The sequence below is a fragment of the Caballeronia sp. HLA56 genome (assembly GCF_054655155.1).
In genome coordinates this window covers 23,271-39,716 of record NZ_BAAHOB010000003.1, presented here as the reverse complement: position 1 = coordinate 39,716, position 16,446 = coordinate 23,271, and the positions used below count along the sequence as shown (strand labels likewise).

At 61.5% G+C, this 16,446-nt stretch carries 16 protein-coding genes; 9 read left to right on the top strand and 7 right to left on the bottom strand.

Translation table 11 applies throughout. The features are described 5' to 3' along the window. Nucleotides 1-58 precede the first annotated feature (58 nt). Nucleotides 59-787, top strand: coding sequence for an SDR family oxidoreductase (locus ACYQ47_RS12140; RefSeq protein WP_459905514.1), 729 nt, complete (start codon nt 59-61; stop codon nt 785-787). Between the two features lie 21 nt (nt 788-808). Here the strand turns inward: ACYQ47_RS12140 and ACYQ47_RS12135 are convergent, their stop codons facing one another. The 4 genes from ACYQ47_RS12135 to ACYQ47_RS12120 all read right to left on the bottom strand — a co-directional run bounded on the left by ACYQ47_RS12135 (nt 809) and on the right by ACYQ47_RS12120 (nt 4,369). Continuing rightward, entirely contained in the window at nt 809-1,984 is a 1,176-nt protein-coding gene (locus ACYQ47_RS12135) for a tyrosine-type recombinase/integrase (RefSeq protein ID WP_309965428.1), read from the bottom strand. 112 nt (nt 1,985-2,096) lie between these two features. Continuing rightward, the gene (gene uraH, locus ACYQ47_RS12130; protein WP_244831569.1) at nt 2,097-2,435 is read right to left on the bottom strand and encodes a hydroxyisourate hydrolase; all 339 of its coding nucleotides are present in this window, start codon (nt 2,433-2,435) and stop codon (nt 2,097-2,099) included. A 28-nt stretch (nt 2,436-2,463) separates the two neighbouring features. Beyond that, a complete protein-coding gene (locus ACYQ47_RS12125) occupies nt 2,464-2,988 on the bottom strand; it encodes a hydroxyisourate hydrolase (RefSeq protein WP_250528197.1) in 525 nt (174 codons plus the stop codon). A gap of 1 nt (nt 2,989) precedes the next feature. Further along, the gene (locus ACYQ47_RS12120; RefSeq protein WP_250528198.1) at nt 2,990-4,369 is read right to left on the bottom strand and encodes an MFS transporter; all 1,380 of its coding nucleotides are present in this window, start codon (nt 4,367-4,369) and stop codon (nt 2,990-2,992) included. Nucleotides 4,370-4,729: 360 nt separating this feature from the next. Between ACYQ47_RS12120 and ACYQ47_RS12115 the strand changes: the two genes are divergently transcribed. Both ACYQ47_RS12115 and uraD read left to right on the top strand, forming a co-directional pair. After that, the gene (locus tag ACYQ47_RS12115; protein ID WP_459905513.1) at nt 4,730-5,674 is read left to right on the top strand and encodes a LysR family transcriptional regulator; all 945 of its coding nucleotides are present in this window, start codon (nt 4,730-4,732) and stop codon (nt 5,672-5,674) included. A 142-nt stretch (nt 5,675-5,816) separates the two neighbouring features. Further along, nucleotides 5,817-6,344 carry a 2-oxo-4-hydroxy-4-carboxy-5-ureidoimidazoline decarboxylase gene (gene uraD / locus ACYQ47_RS12110; RefSeq protein WP_250469589.1) on the top strand — a complete coding sequence of 176 codons (528 nt, stop codon included), beginning with the start codon at nt 5,817-5,819 and terminating at the stop codon, nt 6,342-6,344. Here uraD and ACYQ47_RS12105 read toward each other — a convergent pair. Beyond that, nucleotides 6,324-6,788, bottom strand: a complete 465-nt coding sequence (locus ACYQ47_RS12105; RefSeq protein WP_244831561.1) for a cupin domain-containing protein — start codon at nt 6,786-6,788, stop codon at nt 6,324-6,326. The genes uraD and ACYQ47_RS12105 overlap by 21 nt on opposite strands. Before the next feature lie 549 nt (nt 6,789-7,337). Here ACYQ47_RS12105 and ACYQ47_RS12100 point away from each other — a divergent pair. Further along, a complete protein-coding gene (locus tag ACYQ47_RS12100) occupies nt 7,338-8,165 on the top strand; it encodes a class I SAM-dependent methyltransferase (RefSeq protein ID WP_244831559.1) in 828 nt (275 codons plus the stop codon). Between the two features lie 88 nt (nt 8,166-8,253). Here ACYQ47_RS12100 and ACYQ47_RS12095 read toward each other — a convergent pair whose 3' ends face one another. Then, nucleotides 8,254-8,400 (bottom strand): hypothetical protein, encoded by a 147-nt coding sequence (locus tag ACYQ47_RS12095; RefSeq protein WP_250511305.1) that lies wholly within the window; start codon nt 8,398-8,400, stop codon nt 8,254-8,256. A 99-nt stretch (nt 8,401-8,499) separates the two neighbouring features. Between ACYQ47_RS12095 and ACYQ47_RS12090 the strand changes: the two genes are divergently transcribed. Further along, on the top strand, nt 8,500-8,706 hold the full coding sequence (locus ACYQ47_RS12090) for a hypothetical protein (protein WP_459905512.1): 207 nt from the start codon (nt 8,500-8,502) through the stop codon (nt 8,704-8,706). A 684-nt stretch (nt 8,707-9,390) separates the two neighbouring features. On the opposite strand, the gene ACYQ47_RS12085 is transcribed toward ACYQ47_RS12090, so the two are convergent. Beyond that, nucleotides 9,391-10,302 (bottom strand): AraC family transcriptional regulator, encoded by a 912-nt coding sequence (locus tag ACYQ47_RS12085; RefSeq protein ID WP_459905511.1) that lies wholly within the window; start codon nt 10,300-10,302, stop codon nt 9,391-9,393. 101 nt (nt 10,303-10,403) lie between these two features. Between ACYQ47_RS12085 and ACYQ47_RS12080 the strand changes: the two genes are divergently transcribed. The 4 genes from ACYQ47_RS12080 (at nt 10,404) to ACYQ47_RS12065 (ending at nt 16,432) form a co-directional block, all read left to right on the top strand. Next, nucleotides 10,404-11,159, top strand: a complete 756-nt coding sequence (locus tag ACYQ47_RS12080; protein ID WP_459905510.1) for an SDR family oxidoreductase — start codon at nt 10,404-10,406, stop codon at nt 11,157-11,159. Between the two features lie 451 nt (nt 11,160-11,610). Continuing rightward, nucleotides 11,611-14,004 (top strand): two-partner secretion domain-containing protein, encoded by a 2,394-nt coding sequence (locus ACYQ47_RS12075; protein WP_459905509.1) that lies wholly within the window; start codon nt 11,611-11,613, stop codon nt 14,002-14,004. A gap of 180 nt (nt 14,005-14,184) precedes the next feature. Next, a complete protein-coding gene (locus tag ACYQ47_RS12070; protein ID WP_310390803.1) occupies nt 14,185-14,913 on the top strand; it encodes a TonB family protein in 729 nt (242 codons plus the stop codon). Nucleotides 14,914-15,232: 319 nt separating this feature from the next. Further along, nucleotides 15,233-16,432, top strand: coding sequence for a mechanosensitive ion channel family protein (locus ACYQ47_RS12065; RefSeq protein WP_310390802.1), 1,200 nt, complete (start codon nt 15,233-15,235; stop codon nt 16,430-16,432). Nucleotides 16,433-16,446: the final 14 nt, after the last annotated feature.

Below are 16,446 nucleotides of genomic sequence, written 5' to 3'. Positions count from 1 at the left end.
TCGTTGATGCGCGGCGTTTCATCGGCGCGCGACGACGGTCAACGCAAGGACGACGAATATGGCAAGAGAACTGGAAGGCAAAGTAGCCGTGGTGACGGGCGCGGCCTCGGGCATTGGGCTTGCCAGCACCGATGCAATGCTGGCGGCAGGGGCGCGCGTCGTGCTGGTGGACCGCGACGAAGCGGCACTGACGAAGCTCTGCGCCGAACGCGGCGATGCGGCGCTCGCGCTCGTCATCGACCTTCTCGACCCCAAGGCCTGCGCGACGCTCGCGCCGCGTGTCATCGAGATGGCGGGGCAAATCGACATCCTGCATGCGAACGCGGGCACTTACGTGGGCGGCGATCTCGTCGATGCCGACACGAGCGCCATCGACCGCATGCTCAATCTCAATGTCAACGTCGTGATGAAGAACGTGCACGACGTGCTGCCGCATATGATCGGCAGGAACACCGGCGACATTGTCGTGACGAGTTCGCTCGCGGCTCATTTTCCGACACCGTGGGAGCCGGTTTATGCGTCGTCGAAATGGGCCATCAACTGCTTCGTGCAGACCGTGCGGCGTCAGGTGTTCAAGCATGGCATTCGCGTCGGCTCCGTTTCGCCAGGGCCGGTGATCAGCGCATTGCTGGCCGATTGGCCGGTGGAGAAGCTCAAGGAAGCGAAGGAGTCGGGCAGTTTGCTCGACGCGAGCGAAGTCGCAAACGCCATTCTCTTCATGCTGACACGACCGCGCGGCGTGACCATTCGCGACGTTATCCTGATGCCGACGAACTTCGACTTATGACGCGCGAGACGGACGCGTTCGCTACCAGTCGATGCGATGCTTCTCGTCCGTCTCGCGGTGCCGCCGGTCGTCGTCCATATGCAGATAAAGACTCGTCGTGGCAAGCGATGCGTGCCCGAGGTTGTCGCGCACGAGCCGCAGATCGACTTTCTGATCCGCCATATGCGAACCGGCGCTGTGACGCAGCCAGTGCGCCGACGCCTTCTCCAGCAAGTCCGCGTTCGCGGATGCGCCGTCGCGTTCGCGGAGCCGGGCCGCTGCGCTCGCAAAAATATCCTTCACGATGGAATGCAGCGCGGCGCGCGTGAGCGGCGCGCAAGTCTTCGTGCCGTCGTTCGCGGCCGTTGCGCCGACGGGCAGCACGAGCGGCGTGTCTTCGCTGGGCGAGGGCATTGCGCTCAAGCCCAGATGCTGACGATAGCGCGAGAGCTCCGTCATCATCTCGCGAGTGGCGGGCACGAGGCGCTCCTTGCCGCCTTTGCCGAGGACGGTGAGCCACCAGCGCATCGTGCCGTCCGCATCGCGTCGCACGAAGAACTGCCCCATGTGATTGCCGCCAACTTCCGCTATACGCAAGCCCCCAAGGTAGAGCAGCGTGAAGAGCCAACGCGCGCGCGACGCATGGGCGCGAGCGCGGTCAGTTTCGCGCGGCATGGCCGCGATGGTGTCCTTCACTTCCTGCCAAAGTGCCGGTTCCAGATAACGCGTGATGCGCGGCGCGGCATGCTTTGCGCGTTGACGAGACAGCGCGAGCGGATTGCCCGCGAGATAGCCGGCTTGTACCAGCCACGAAAACAGCGCGTTCAAAATGACGACCGCCTGACGCTGACTCGCGGGCGATAGCGGTCCGTAAAACGGCCGCCAGCGCGCGTCGCTGCGCGCATGCTTGCGCCCGCCGCCCGCGACCCATGTCGCCGCCGGTTGCGGGTCGGCGAGAAAGTGCTGATAGCGCAGACAATCCTCGTGCGAGAGCGACGACAGCGGCTTGCCGAGCGTCACGATAGACCAGAGCAGAAGGCGTTCGGCTTCCTTGCGATAGTTCTCGAAGGTGGTCTTCGTTGCGTGGAAGCGCGACAGCCAAGCGCGGATGGCGTCGAGGTCGCTGTCCGCCTCGATTTGCGCGTGCTTGCGAAGCTCGCGGTTCGTGCCGTCGCGGCCATCTATTTCCGCTGGAATTACGAGCGCTTCAAGCGGCATCGGCTGAAGCGCAACGCGGGACGATGCTCGCAGAGTTTGGTTCAAGGTGGGGCGTCGTCGGTGGGTCGAACTGAACGACATTATAGGTGGATGTGCTTGCCCCGATCCATGTTCAGCTCCCGCGATAAGTCCCGAAGCTCCATGGCGAACAGAGCAGCGGCACATGGTAATGCTGTGTCGCGTCCGAGACGGTGAAGCGCACGGGAACGACATCGGCGAAGACATCCGGCGTGCGAAAGTAGTCGGCGACCCAGAAGCGCAACTCGAAGCTCCCGGCGCGCGCCTGAGCGGCGGGCAAAATCGGCGCGTCGGTGCGGCCATCGCGATTCGTCCGCGTCCGCGCGATGAGCGTCGGCGGCTGCGTGGTCGTATCGAATAGCTCGATCTGCATGCCGGCAGCGGGCTTGCCGGTGGATACATCGAGGACGTGTGTGGTGATGCCTGCGGCCATCGTGATGCTCCTGTTCGAAATTACGGAATTAGCTGCCGCGATAATAGTTGTAGCTCCACGGCCCGAAGAGCACGGGCAGATGGATGCGCTGCGAGGCATCGGTGATGCGAAAGCGCAGCGGAACCTTCGAGAGGAACAGCGGCGTCGTCAGCTCGGTCTTGCGCTCGGCGAAGTAGTCGTCGACGTGCAGCAGCAGTTCGTAAGTGCCGACGCGGTAGGTTTCGTCGATCAAAAGCGGCGGTTCGCTGCGGCCGCTTGCGGCGAGCGTGATCGTCTGCATGAGTTTCGGCTGGCCATTTTCAATGCTGAACAGGTCCACGCGCATGCCCGCGGCCGGCGTGCCGTGCCAGGTATCCAGTCCATGCATGGTCAGGCGCGGACTCAGGCCGTCCTGCTGCACGGGGCCGGTGTTCTGATTCGGCGCGGGCGCGGCCTCCATGCCAGCGGCGTGCGCGGTTCCGGCGAAGAGCACGCTGCTGCCGAGCGCCATGGACTGCAGCGCGAAGCGCCGGCGGCGGGCATCGAAGGCGGGAAGGGTGGTGTCGTCGCTCATGTCATGCCTCTTGTTGTGTGCCGCCAAGCTTGCGGATACCCGCGATGACCAGCACCGCAGCGAGAATTTCGATGAAGGCCACGAGATACAGCCCGGTCGTGACCTTGCCGGTGGCGTTTTTGATGAGCCCCATTACATACGGCGCGCCGAAGCCCGCGAGATTCGAGACCGAGTTGATCAGCGCCACGCCGACAGCGGCCGCGCTGCCCGCCAGATAGCGGTTCGGCAACTGCCAGAACACGGGAATGGCGCTCATGGTGCCGGCAAGCGCCAGAGTCATCGCAATGAGCGAGACGATGGCGGGCAGTCCCGGCACGCCCATGAACAGCGCGAGCGCGGCCATCGACACGCCGCCTGCTATCGCCGGGCCGCTGAAGTGCCAGCGCACCTCGTTGCGCCGGTCGGAGCGCGCGCCGTTGAAGATCATGCCCGCCGCGCCGCACAGATAGGCCACCGCCGCAATCCAGCCCACGGCAATCGGCGAGATAAAGCCCACGTCCTTGATGATGGTCGGAATCCAGAACGTCAGCGTGGAGTTGGCGCACAGCAGGCAGAAGAAGATCGCGATGAGCAGCCACACCTTGCGGTTGGTCACGAGCGAGCGCCAGTCGTGTCCGCGCTCGCCCATCGAAGCGTTGTCGCGCTGCAGGGCATCGAGCACGACGCGCTTTTCATCTGCCGTGAGCCAGCGCGCTTCATCGGGCTTGTCGGTCATGTAGAAGTACGCGAAGAAGCCGGCCAGCACGGAAGGAATGCCTTCGATGATGAAGAGCCACTGCCAGCCGTGCATGCCGTGAAAGCCGCCCATCGAAGTCATGATCCAGCCGGCGATGGGACCGCCGAGCACGCCCGCAATCGCGGATGCCGACATGAACGTGCCGAAGGCGCGCGCACGGCGCTGCGTGGGATACCAGTAGGTGAGATAGAGGATCACGCCCGGATAGAAGCCCGCCTCGAAGGCGCCGAGCAGAAAGCGCAGGAGATAGAACTGTGTCGGCGTGGAGACGGTCGTCTGCAGCATGCAGATGACGCCCCAGCAGATTGTGATGCGCATGATGGTCTTCTTCGCGCCGATCTTCTGCAAAAGCATGTTCGAGGGCACTTCGAAGAAGAAGTAGCCGAGAAAAAAGATACCGGCGCCGAGCCCGTACACCGCCTCGGAGAAATGCAGCGAGTCCAGCATTTGCAGTTTGGCGAAGCCGATATTCACGCGGTCGAGCCATGCCAGCACCCACAGCACGCCCAGAAACGGCAGCAGGCGCCACGAGACTTTGCGATAAGCGCTGGCCTCCGCATTCGCGATGACGTCAGCCGTTGCGCTGACCGTTGCGCCGTTCGGCCCATCGGCGTACGCCGGCATGACTTCTTTGATGATCGACATGATGAGTCCTCCAAGCGCGATGAAGTAAGCCGCCGCGGCGGTGCGTTCGATGGAGCCAGTATTGAAAATCAAAAAAAGCTTGGGAACGGCGGGCGTTTGAATAAGCCCGATAGCAACTTCGATATGCGCCGCAAAGCCTTGCGGCGCAAGGGTTTGCGGGGTTCGACAGAGGTGCGTTCGCCGTTATGGATTACCCTTGGAGCGCGCGTTCAGGCGTTGTTGCACCGCCTTCGTGCAGGAATCGGCCGAACGCATCGAATTAATTCGGCACGTTGCCCTCGATGCTTCTACACGTTACAACGTCAAACAGGCAAGCGCTGCCCTGGAGCTGCGCCGTTCACGGGCCACGGACCTCAAAACATGAATCGCGCAGACGATCCATTCGATACCTACCTGTTGCGCGTGCTTTGCACGTTGATCGCCGAGCGCAGCGTGTCTCGCACGGCCATTCGCATGAATCAGTCGCAGCCGGCCATCAGCAGCGCGCTCAAACGGCTGCGTACGATCTTCAACGACCCGCTTCTAACGCGCGAGAAGAACGTGATGGTCCCGACCGAGCGGGCGCTGCAACTCGCCGAGAACGCGCAAGCCGCGCTCGGCGCGCTGGATAACCTGCTGGTAGCGGACGACCGGTTCGATCCCGCCACCACCGAGCAGACCTTCACGGTCGGCATGCCCGACTGTCTGGCGCCGCCGTTCTTCGCGCATGTGGTGCGCGAGTTCCGCCGCACGGCGCCGAGGGCGCGTCTCGTCGCGATGCCGCTGTCCGCGACCTTCAACTACGAGCAGGCGTTGTCGGAAGGCTCGCCGGATATCGTCATCGGCAATTGGCCGAATCCACCGGAGCATCTGCATTTGTCCGTGCTGCTTGAGGACGAGGTGGTGTGCGTCGTGGCCGAGGACAGCGTGCATGCGCGACCCGGCGAGTTCACCGCGCAGACTTATCTGGACGCGGCGCATATCGTGCCAACGCCATATTCGCGCGATCAACGTGGCGTCGTGGATACCGGACTCAGCACGATGCGCGTGCATCGGGACAATCGCGTGAGCTGTCCGTACTTCAATCTCGCGCCTAGCCTCATTCCAGGCACGGACCTGATCCTGACCACGGGCCGCCACTTCGCCAACTATCACGCGCAATCGCTGCCGGTTGCCGTGCTCGAACCGCCGATCGAGTTCCCGCTCATGCGGTTCTATCAGCTGTGGCATCCGTCGCGGCATCGCTCGGCATCGCATGTGTGGCTGCGCGGCACGTTGACGGCGGCGTCGCAAGCGCTGCGCGAACTGCGCGACATGAAGCGTTAGGGTAGCCGGCGCTCGTTATCGGGTTCTGCTATGCGGTCTATAAGGCCGCGGTTCTCGCCCGCCGCGCGTGCGCTTCCTATACTCGGCCCGTAATCGTCATCCACGCCTGGCCTCGATCAAGCCGGCTTTACGGGAGCACTCCATGTCTCAGTCGATCGATCTCGCGCCGATCAATGCGCTCGATCATGCAACCTTCCTGCGCGCCTTCGGGAGCGTCTTCGAGCACTTTCCACAGGCAGCGAGCGGCGCGTGGGAACGGCGGCCGTTCGGCTCCGCGCCGGAACTGCATCGAGCGATGATGGACGTCATCCGCGCGCTGAACGAGCGAGGCCAATGCGACTTTCTGAACTTGCATCCGCTATTGTCGGGTTCGAACATTCGTGCAGGCACGATGACGCGCGATTCGAATGCCGAACAAAAGGGCGCCGGACTGGACGCGCTGACGCCCGCGCAAGAGGCCGCGCTCGACCGGATGAACGCGGACTATCTCGCGCGGCATGGCTTTCCATTCATTATCTGCGTGCGGCATTACACGCGGGAGGGGATTTTCGCGGCGTTCGAACGCCGTATCGGGCGTGACACGCCACAGGAGATGGACGAGGCGCTCGCGCAGATCGAGGCAATCACTCGGGCGCGGCTTTATAAGCGCTTAAGCGCTCTCGTCTCCTGACGATCGGAACGACGAGCGGGGAAAGGAGCCGTTGAGTTTGCGGCTGAACTTGCGGCTCACCTTGAGCGCGAGCAGCGCAGGCTTGGTGATATGCGGACGCAAGATGGCATGCTTGCGCACGTATTTCGGAACGTACCATTCAGAATGGGTCCCGGCATAGAACAGCGCGGCATGGCCTTCGCGCAGCGTGCGCGGTTCCTGACCTTCGGCCGTGATGATGACTTCGCCTTCGATGACGTAGATGGTCTCATCGGCATTGAAGTACCAGTTGAAGCGCCCGGCGGTGCAATCCCAGACCCAGGAAGTCGTGGTCGTGTCGGGACTCTGCGACCACTGACCGCTGCGCGCGACGGGATTGCCCTCGAGTATCCACGCCGGGTCGATCGGGTCGGGCTTGAGCAGAACGTCATCCAGACGAACTGACTCGAAAACGGGAGTGGCCATGAGAGTTCCTTTGCCGGTACTGGCGATCGATTAAATAGGGCAGCAAAAAAAGCGCCTACCCGGCGAATTCATCGCCATGAATTGCGGGAACATGGGTTCGGTCGATGTCGGCGTGCTCGGTCAAGACCATCAACGGATATGCATTGGTCCGCGTGAGCGTTATCCGCAAAGGGTTTTAAGTCTTTGAGCATATCGTGATAGGTTGGTCGGCATGCGCTTCGTATGAACAAACCAAAAGTCATGTTGCGACGCCCGGCAAAGCGTCGACAACTGGCTGGCCATTCGGCAACCTACTGAAATTTCTTCCCGGTGCCAAGGCTTTGCGTGATGACGTGCATCGCCTCAGGAACGGTCAGACGCTTATATGCCCGCTGAGTTCCGTTTTTGGTCAGGGCTGACGCGCACGTTTATCATGCCGAGCGCTATTTTGAATAACCCGGCGGCAAAATTAAACGACTGCTACACTTCATTTGTCATTCAAGTGCGGTGGCGGCCGACTCTCAATGCCCCGCTCCGGTTTCTCTGGTTATCGCTCAGCGTGGGTGCCGTATGGGATTTTCCCAGCAACGCTTTACCGTGCAAGACCGCGTCAACCGGTCTGCATGGCGCACCCGTAGCGCGCTCCGATGGTACGACAAGCTGAGCGATTGGACCGATCCTGGCGAGGCCGCGGCTATCGCTTATGTGCGCGCGGAAGTACGCGATCAACCTTTGCTCGATGTCGGTGTAGGCGGCGGACGCACGGTGCCGCTGCTGTCGCGCGTGAGCCCGGATTACACGGGTGTCGATTACACGCCCGAGCTGGTCGCGATATGTCAGAGAAATTATCCGAGCGTCCAGGTGCGTGTCATGGATGCGCGCAACCTGGCCGAATTCGAGGACAACAGCTTCGCGCTCGTGATGTTCAGCTTCAATGGCATCGATTCCATCGACAGTGAAGGCAGACGCAAAGTGCTAAGCGAGTTTGCACGCGTGCTCAAGCCAGGCGGTCTCGCATTGTTTTCCACCCACAATCTCGCCGGGCCGGGCTACAGGGAAACGTTTGCGCAAGCTTCGCATGTTTCGCAGGCGGAGAATGTCGTCGAATTCGGCATCAACTGCGCGCGAGCTTTATATAACCTTCCAATGGCGGCGTTCAATTATCTGCGTTATTCGCCTCTCAACCGCGAATACGACGGCTATGCACTACGCGTCTGCGCCGCTCACAGGTTCGGCATTCTGATCCTTTACACGGATATCCAGACGCAGCGCCAACAATGTGCCGAGGCCGGCCTGCTTACCGAGGCCGTTTTCGGAAGTAATAGCGGCGCTCAAGTATCGGAACTGGCCGACGTTAGCGGCGAGAACTGGCTGCATTTCGTCGCGCGAAAGGTCTAGCGGTTCACTTCTGCGTTGCAATCGATTGATTTTTGCGTCCTCGAACATCACGCCGTGCAGTCCCTAAGGAACGTGACTATCGTTCGCGTTAGCGGCGATTGCGCATCGGCACGATACCGAAATGACTTTCGATGAGATCGGTGAGTCGCCAGAGCGAGCATGGGCGACGGACGTGACCGTCGAAGCCGGCTTCTTTCATCGATGGCAGCGAATCGAGCGGTTGAATGTTGCTCATTGCAATGATCAATAAACCCGCCGTGTGTTCCGTTCGACGCAACTGCCGGACAGTTTCAAAGTCGGGTGGCGTGTCCATTCTCGTGTCGAGCAGCAGCGCATGAGCTTTCCAGTGCTGCAGGAAACGCTGGGCGTCGCCCATTTCGCTTGCGTGTATTGCTTCGAATCCTCTCGTGGACAGAAGAAGCGCAAGCGACTTGCCTATTGGTCTGTCCTTATGCCCGATTACGATTCGCCTTTTGCTGGTCACGACAACCTTGCTGTCGGGCCGCCACAGCGCGAACTCCTGCTCGTCGTCCAACGGTAAGCGCCCTGTCACAATGTGCTCCTCTGACCTGCGTTGATCGACTAATCATTGATTGCGGGTCTTTGCCGATGCGGGCGCCGCGTTGCAACAGACCTCGTCACACAGTGGCGCCATTCTGACTGATCTAAATCGCGAACCGGTAATGACGTGCATGTCGCGCATTGCTGTTGTAAGTGCTTGCAGCACTCGGAACGAAATCCAGCGTGCTATGTTAGGCGCTCTGCGTGCGGGGCATAGAGCCAAAGCCGCACTGCGCTTCCTCATTGGTATTCATAGATATCAGATGAGTTCGGAATTGCATAGATCATTCCTGTTGTCGTTGTCCAACGTGTCGGAGCCCGCGAGCACTTCCACATCAGGTGACTCGCATTCTTCACAACGAAGTGCCTCTTCCGACAATTGCGACGAAAACAATTTCCCGCAAGACTGACAGTGGCACGTGAGCATTAGGCCTCCGAAATGCGGCGCATACAACGTTCTGAGGAAAGGTTAGCACGTGGTCTCGCCAGTTTCAGATTCTTCTTCTCAATGAAGCAAAACGATTCATGCATTTGAAAGAAGTGGGATGTGTGGAAATTCTTAAATAAATAACGTCAGGTGATTAACGAGGTCGCGCGTGATCGTGAGCGTCGAACGAGCGTTATTGAGCCAGGCAATGAGCAATCGATCTGCATATCGAAGTAATTAGTCTTCTGCCGCTTGTCCGTCGCGCGCATATTGCGACGGCGAGCGTCCGACATGCCGGGTGAATGCGACGCTAAATGTGCTGGCGGAGCTATAGCCGACACGCTGCGCGATCTCCGCGATACGCCCTTGACTTCGCCGCAACAGATCCTTGGCGAGCGCCATGCGCCACCGGAGCAGATATTCCATCGGCGCCACGCCCACCGCGCGACTGAAGCGCTCGAAAAAGGTCGAACGCGAAAGCGCGGCCTCTTTCGCCAACTCGGCCACCGTCCACGCGTGCGCGGAGCGTTCGTGCATTCCGCGTAAGGCAGCCGCTAAACGAAGGTCCGACAGCCCACGCACGAGACCCGGTGACGCGTCCGTTCCGGCCGTCGAGCGCAGCGCCTCGATCAGCAGCACTTCGAGCAATCGAGAAAGCACGACTTCGCGCCCGGGCCGCTGTTCGCGCGATTCCTCGCGAACCAGTTGCACGAGCGTGGCAAGCCGCCGTTCCCCGCGAACATGCACGAAGCGCGGCAACAGCGAAACGAGCAGAGCCGCGTCGGGTGAACCGAAGCTGCAGTGACCCGCCATCATGCGCGCGTCGATCGGGCTATCCGGCGGGCCGATCCTGAACTCGCCATTGCCGAGCGCAACGGGCGATTGCGTTTCGGAACCGGGCGGCGGCGCTTCGAGACTGGACACCGCAACGCCGTAAGCGGCGGGAATCAGCATGAAGTCGCCGGACAACAGTTCGATCGGCTCGTAGCCGTCGATTGAGATACGGCATCCGCCTTCGAGAATCACGCAATAAAACGGCTGGCCTGCGTCTGAGCGGCTGATGTGCCACGGACTTGCACCATGAACGAGCTTGGAGAAATTGGCAGCCGGTTGGAGCAGCGTCACGACTTCGGCCAACGGATCGATCATTGCCGGACTCCTGCAAATGAAATCTGGATCATCGATTGTAGCGAGTACGAGAGCGGCGATCTATTGTGGTGGCACACGCAAACCACTTCAAAGGAGTCGTCATGCAAACCGTGTTGATCACCGGTTGTTCGTCCGGATTTGGGCTCGAAATCGCCCGTCACTTTCTGAGTCGCGGCTGGCAAGTCATCGCGACGATGCGCACGCCGCGCACCGATGTTCTGCCGCCGTCCGAACACCTGCGCATCTTGCCGCTCGATGTCACGAACGCCGAAAGCATTCGCGCGGCAATCGAAGCCGCGGGACCGATCGATGTCCTCGTCAACAACGCGGGCGTCGGCGCGGCGGCGCCCGCCGAACTCGTGCCCATTGCCACGGTGCGCGACATCTTCGAGACCAACACCATCGGCACCATTGCAATGACGCAAGCCGTGCTGCCGCAGTTTCGCGAGCGCGGGGCGGGCGTTATCGTCAACGTGACGTCGAGCGTGACCATCAAGCCCTTGCCGCTGATCGGCGCATATCACGCGAGCAAGGCGGCGGTGAACGCCTTCACCGAGTCGATGGCGCTTGAACTCGAACCGTTCGGCGTGCGCGCGCGCCTCGTTTTGCCGGGCCGCGCGCCGGACACGCGATTTGGCGACAACGCGCGCGCGCATATGCATGGCCTGGAGCACGCGGCCTATGCCGATCTCGTCAAGCGCGTCTTCGAGCAGTTCCAGGACACCGCGTCGCCGACCACGCGCGCGGAGGACGTTGCCGAAGCGGTATGGCGCGCGGCCACCGACCCCTCGGCGCCGATGCGTATTCCCGCTGGCGTCGATGCCGAGGCATGGGCCGCCGAAGCGCGCCAAAGATGAAGCGAAAAATAATCCCAACGAATCGACAGGCTCGAAATGCGCGGGGAGGGTAGTGTTGACTCGTTCGACGCGGGCGGTCTACGCGTTGGGAAAATCAAACGATTTCACCAAGACGTGATCGTTCGCGATCGAAGCCGGGCCTGACATCGTGCTTCATTACCGCACGATGTCGGGGCACGAATACATCCAGCGCGCGATCATGGTGCCGGCGTCCGCACTGAAGGACGTCATTACGCGTTGAAATTACCGATTATCCCCACTCCCCGTTGTTTGCATTTCACGCTTATCGCTAAAGAACTCGTAAGCATAATTACAGCCCGTTGAGCAAGCCCTGAAAACGATCATCTTTCGTCTTTCGATATGGACATTACGCTCTGTTACACTGCACTACCAACTAAAAAAAGCTGTCTACTTAGCGATTAAATCGGGGAAACACTCTGTTGGGGGCGGTATGCGTCTTTTTGTTTACCGTCTCGCGGGCGTCTCGACGCTCGGCGATGCGGCCTGCGTCTCTACGTTTCGCGCACCGGGCTTTACAGTTCGGGCTCTTCCACTTCTCATCGCACTTGCATCTGCTGGCAGTTTCCTTCACGCGCCGGGAGCCGAAGCTGCACCGCCTCTTCCTCAAGGCGGTAAATATGTCGCGGGCTCGGGAACCATCGCACAAAGCGGCGGAACCCTGAATATCAAGCAGTCGGGCACGAACGGCATTATCAATTGGACGAGTTTTTCCATCGGCGCGGGCAATACGGTTTCCATCAACAACGGAACCGGCGCAACTCTCAACCGCGTCACCGGCAACGACATGTCGGCAATCTACGGCACGCTCAAGAGCACCGGCAGCGTCTACCTCATCAATCCGCATGGCGTGCTCATCGGGCCGACGGGCGTGGTGACGACCGGCGGACGCTTCGTTGCATCGACACTCGATACCGATAACGACTCGTTCATGAACAGCCCGGATTACTTCACGCTCGGCGGCAGTTCGAATGCCAGCGTGATCAATCTCGGGAAAATCAGTTCGTCGGGCGGCGACGTCTTCCTCATTTCGGCGAAGAGCGTCATGAATGCCGGATCGATCAACGCGCCGAAGGGCACGGCCGAACTCGTCACGGCGCGCGAAGTCGTGCTTGCGGACAGCGCATATGGCCAGCAAGTTGGAGTGCAGACGACGGGCACGGGCGGCGACGTGACCAACTCGGGCACGATCCAGGCGGCGCTGATCAGCCTGCAAGCGGCCGACGGCAACATCTTCGCGCTTGCGGGCAAGTCGGGCGCACTGCGCGCCACCGGCACCGAAACGCGCGATGGCCACGTGTGGCTCGTGGCGCAAGGCGGTACGGTGGACGCACGCGGCGCCACGATTTCCGCGCGCAACGCGGATGGCAGCGGCGGCACCGTCGACATGACCGGCAACGCCATTAAGCTGAGCGAGGCGAAAGTTGGCGCGGGACAGTGGAACATCACGGCCCCGACCTTTACCGCCGACGCAGCGCCCGCCCGCACGCTGGCCGCGAACCTGAGCAGCGGAACATCGATCACGGTCCATGCGAATGGCGCGGATGCCACCAAGGGCGCGGGTGACATCAACGTGACATCGAATATTCGGTGGAACGGGTCCTCGTCGCTGACGCTCGACGCCGGGCATACGGTGACCATCGCGCCGGGCGCGACCATCGCCAACACGGGCGCGGGCAGTCTCACCTTGCGTGCGGACGCCAGCGCGGTCGACAACGGCGGCAGCGTGACCAATCGCGGCACGCTCGACTGGTCGCACAGCACGGGTATCGTCTCCGCGCTGTACGACATGACCGGCAGCTACACGCCCGGAACCGTGCATGGCAACGCGAGTTGGAGCGCGGCGCCGTTCAGCGGTCTGCTCACGCAGGTCACGGCTTATCAGCTCGTCAATTCGATTGCCGATCTGCACGCCGTGAAGAACAATCTCGGCGGCACTTACGCACTCGGCTCGTCGCTGGAGCTGGATGGCGCAACGGGCCTCTCGGGCATCGGCAGCGCGGCGCAACCGTTCACCGGTCAGTTCGACGGCATGGGGCATCTGCTGAGCGATCTGAACATTCCGAGCGGAGCGAATACGGGCTTGTTCGGCGTGGTCGGCCCGACCGGCATCGTGCGCAACGTACTGGTGGATAGCGCCACCGCGTCGTCGTCGGGCGGTCCGGTCGGTGTGCTTGCGGGCACGAACTACGGCTACCTGGTGAATGTCGCGAGCACGGGCATCGTCAACAAACCCACGGGTGCTGCCACGGCAGCGGGGGGACTGGTCGGCATTAACCGCGGACGTATCGAGCGTTCGTGGAGCGGCGCGCAAGTCAATGGCGATGGCGAAATCGGCGGTCTAGTCGGCGAAAACGATGGTTACATCGGCCAGTCGTACACCATCAACTTCATGACGGCTGCCGCAACAGCGACGATCGGAGGGCTCGCGGGCGTGAACAGCGGCACCATCGAGCAGTCGTATTCGCACAGCATCGTGAATGGCGGCGCATATATCGGCGGCTTGGTGGGCAACAACACCGGCACCATTCGCCAGTCGTACAGCACGGCATCGCTTTCGCCGGGCACGGGGTCGCATAAGCCGGGCGCCATTGCGGGCACGAATAGCGGCGCGATTGCCAAAGACGTCTTCTGGGACAAGGAAACGTCTGTCGCGACAGCGGGTGTCGGCAGCGGCAAGGCCATGTCCGCTTCGAGCGGTCTGACGAGCGCGCAAATGGCCACGCCGGCGAGCTTCGGTCCTACGTGGGACTTCAGCTCCAAGGGAACGTGGTCGCTTCCGGATGGCACGGAGGAGCCGGTCCTGCGTTGGACGGCCGGGCTGTAAGGCAGAACGGACGCGGGCGGACATCGTTCCGCCCGCGTCGATATCGAGATCGACGTGGGCGCGCATAAGCGTCGTGCCGTCGCGCTAAGTCGTCCTGGCGCGCGCGCCGCTTTCGCACACCGTCATCGCTAAGGTTTCCCCAGGCGCTTGCCGTTATCCAGACAGGCTCAGGAAAACGGCATGTCAGCGATGGCTTCGACGCACACGCATTATGACAATCTCAAAGTGACGCACAACGCGCCGCCCGAAGTCATTCGCGCGGCGTACAAGGCGTTGAGTCAGCGCTATCACCCCGACAGGAACACGAGTCCGGACGCGACAAGAATCATGAAGATGCTCAACGACGCCTACGCCGTCCTGAGCGATGCCGAATCGCGGCGCGGTTACGACGTGACGATTGCGCAACAGCTCCCGGAATCGGCTGCTTGGGGCGAGGTCGGTTCGCGTTCGTCGATCGGTGAATCGAATGCGACTATCAAGCGCGGGAAGCTGCGCGGCTGGGCGTGGCTTCTGGCCGTTGGCGTCGTCGTGTCGATACAGTGGTTGGTCAGTGAACCGGCGACGCACAAGCCGAGCGTCGCTGCGGCTTCTTCTGGCGAGCAGGTTGCCCGCTTTGCGGCAAAGGCGGATGAACCCGTCGCAACGGTTGGCTACGCCGAGCGCGTCGGACGGCGCGTGCGGACGAATATCGCGTGGACCAATGGCGTGGCCGGACTCGAAACGGTGATCGGCGCGCGCTGTGCGCCCAATGGCGCGTTGCTGTCCGCGTCCATCGTACATTCGAGCGGCAACGCGCAATGGGACGAAACGGCATTGCGCGCCGTTCAACGCCTCGACCCGATGCCTGACGATACGAACGGCGAGACACCCGCCGCATTCGCCGTCACCGTGCGCTCGTCGGGCAATTGACGCGAATTTCTCAACCAGCAACCCTGGCGCGATGTTCCCGCATCGAGCGTCTCTGAGCGCTTGTGCGCTATTGCGGGACTATTGTCGAGCATGTCTGCTCCGCAGATTTCCAAGGCATCGAAGAAAAGCAGGTCTTGCGCAGATCGGGTTATCGTGCGACAGGCGTCGGCGGCTTCTTAGCCTCTACATTCTTTCGACGATAGGGGCATGCGCTTCTCATGCGGCCTGGCGCGCTAAGTCCGTGCTGTTGCCGCCACTAAAATAGCCACCGTGCGAAAGGCCTCTTGCCCAACATCGGTTCGCCTGTTCCGGAGAGTACATGTTCGAGAATATGCTGCGTGTCGAAAGCGGACCAGACTGGCAGTTCCACGTCTACACGGATAGCTGGCTGGTCGCGGTCATGCTCGTGGCCGCCTTGCTGCTCGCCATTTTGCTGGCAAGCGCGATCTGCTACTACCTCACGCGCTGGATCATGCTCATGATCGTCAGCCGGCTCACGCGCAACGAAGGGCGCAAGTGGTTGATCGCCGCCGAGCGTCATCGCGTGTTTCACCGGCTTGCGCCGCTCGTGCCCGCTGCGATCGTCTATGCATCGGCGCCGACGCTCTCGGGTCTCACAATACCGTTTATCGCGGTGCTCGGACGGCCATTGGGCATTCTCGCCGCTTGCTACATGGTCTACACGCTGCTGCGCGCCGCGCTGGCACTGCGCGACAGCATCGACGAACGCTATAGTCACTTTCCAACTGCGAGCGAGCGGCCAATCAAGAGCTTTCTGCAGATCGCCACCATCGTGGTGTATCTCGTCGCGCTCATCTCCGTGGTCTCGCTCTTGATCGAGCGTTCGCCGGTCTATCTGCTCACCGGCCTCAGCGCGGTGACGGCGTTGCTCATCATCATCTTTCGTGACTCGTTGCTCGGCTTCGTGGCCAGCATCCAGCTGGCAGCCTACGACATGCTGCGCGTGGGCGACTGGATCGAAGTGCCGGGATTCGTCGCGGATGGCACGGTCATCGATATCGCGTTGAATACCATCAAGATACGCAACTTCGACAACACCATCGTGATGCTGCCAAGTCAGCTCTTGCTCACGAACAGCGTGAAGAACTGGCGCGGCATGAGCGAGTCGGGCGGGAGGCGCTTGAAACACGCGATTCATTTCGATGTCGATACCGTGCGCTTCCCCGACGACGCAATGCTCGCGCAAATGCACGACGCCATCCGCTTGCCGGTGGGCGCTTTCGAAGGCGAGCGTCGCACGAACCTTGGGTTGTATCGTCGCTATCTGAGCGCTTATCTTCGCGATCATCCGGCGGTGCGGCGCGACATGCCGCTCGTGATTCGTCATGTCCAGACAGCGGCGCCGGTGGTCGCGCTGGAAATCTGTCTCTATCTCGACGAGATACGCTGGGAGCCGTACGAGGCGATGCTCTCGGATATGCTCGATCACGCGTATGGCGTCCTGCCGTTATTCGGTTTGCGGTGCTGGCAAGAGGAGCGGAAGGGTTCCGCGGTTTGAAGACGGCGTTGCAA

Coding starts and splice junctions, on each gene's coding strand:
- uraH (WP_244831569.1), bottom strand. CDS start 2,435: ATGGCCGCAGGCATCACCACACACGTCCTCGATGTATCCACCGGCAAG.
- ACYQ47_RS12100 (WP_244831559.1), top strand. CDS start 7,338: ATGGGATTTTCCCAGCAACGCTTTACCGTGCAAGACCGCGTCAACCGG.
- ACYQ47_RS12135 (WP_309965428.1), bottom strand. CDS start 1,984: ATGCCGCTTGAAGCGCTCGTAATTCCAGCGGAAATAGATGGCCGCGAC.
- ACYQ47_RS12115 (WP_459905513.1), top strand. CDS start 4,730: ATGAATCGCGCAGACGATCCATTCGATACCTACCTGTTGCGCGTGCTT.
- ACYQ47_RS12105 (WP_244831561.1), bottom strand. CDS start 6,788: ATGGCCACTCCCGTTTTCGAGTCAGTTCGTCTGGATGACGTTCTGCTC.
- ACYQ47_RS12140 (WP_459905514.1), top strand. CDS start 59: ATGGCAAGAGAACTGGAAGGCAAAGTAGCCGTGGTGACGGGCGCGGCC.
- ACYQ47_RS12090 (WP_459905512.1), top strand. CDS start 8,500: ATGAGCTTTCCAGTGCTGCAGGAAACGCTGGGCGTCGCCCATTTCGCT.
- ACYQ47_RS12125 (WP_250528197.1), bottom strand. CDS start 2,988: ATGAGCGACGACACCACCCTTCCCGCCTTCGATGCCCGCCGCCGGCGC.
- ACYQ47_RS12075 (WP_459905509.1), top strand. CDS start 11,611: ATGCGTCTTTTTGTTTACCGTCTCGCGGGCGTCTCGACGCTCGGCGAT.
- ACYQ47_RS12065 (WP_310390802.1), top strand. CDS start 15,233: ATGTTCGAGAATATGCTGCGTGTCGAAAGCGGACCAGACTGGCAGTTC.
- uraD (WP_250469589.1), top strand. CDS start 5,817: ATGTCTCAGTCGATCGATCTCGCGCCGATCAATGCGCTCGATCATGCA.
- ACYQ47_RS12085 (WP_459905511.1), bottom strand. CDS start 10,302: ATGATCGATCCGTTGGCCGAAGTCGTGACGCTGCTCCAACCGGCTGCC.
- ACYQ47_RS12070 (WP_310390803.1), top strand. CDS start 14,185: ATGTCAGCGATGGCTTCGACGCACACGCATTATGACAATCTCAAAGTG.
- ACYQ47_RS12080 (WP_459905510.1), top strand. CDS start 10,404: ATGCAAACCGTGTTGATCACCGGTTGTTCGTCCGGATTTGGGCTCGAA.
- ACYQ47_RS12120 (WP_250528198.1), bottom strand. CDS start 4,369: ATGTCGATCATCAAAGAAGTCATGCCGGCGTACGCCGATGGGCCGAAC.
- ACYQ47_RS12095 (WP_250511305.1), bottom strand. CDS start 8,400: ATGAGCAACATTCAACCGCTCGATTCGCTGCCATCGATGAAAGAAGCC.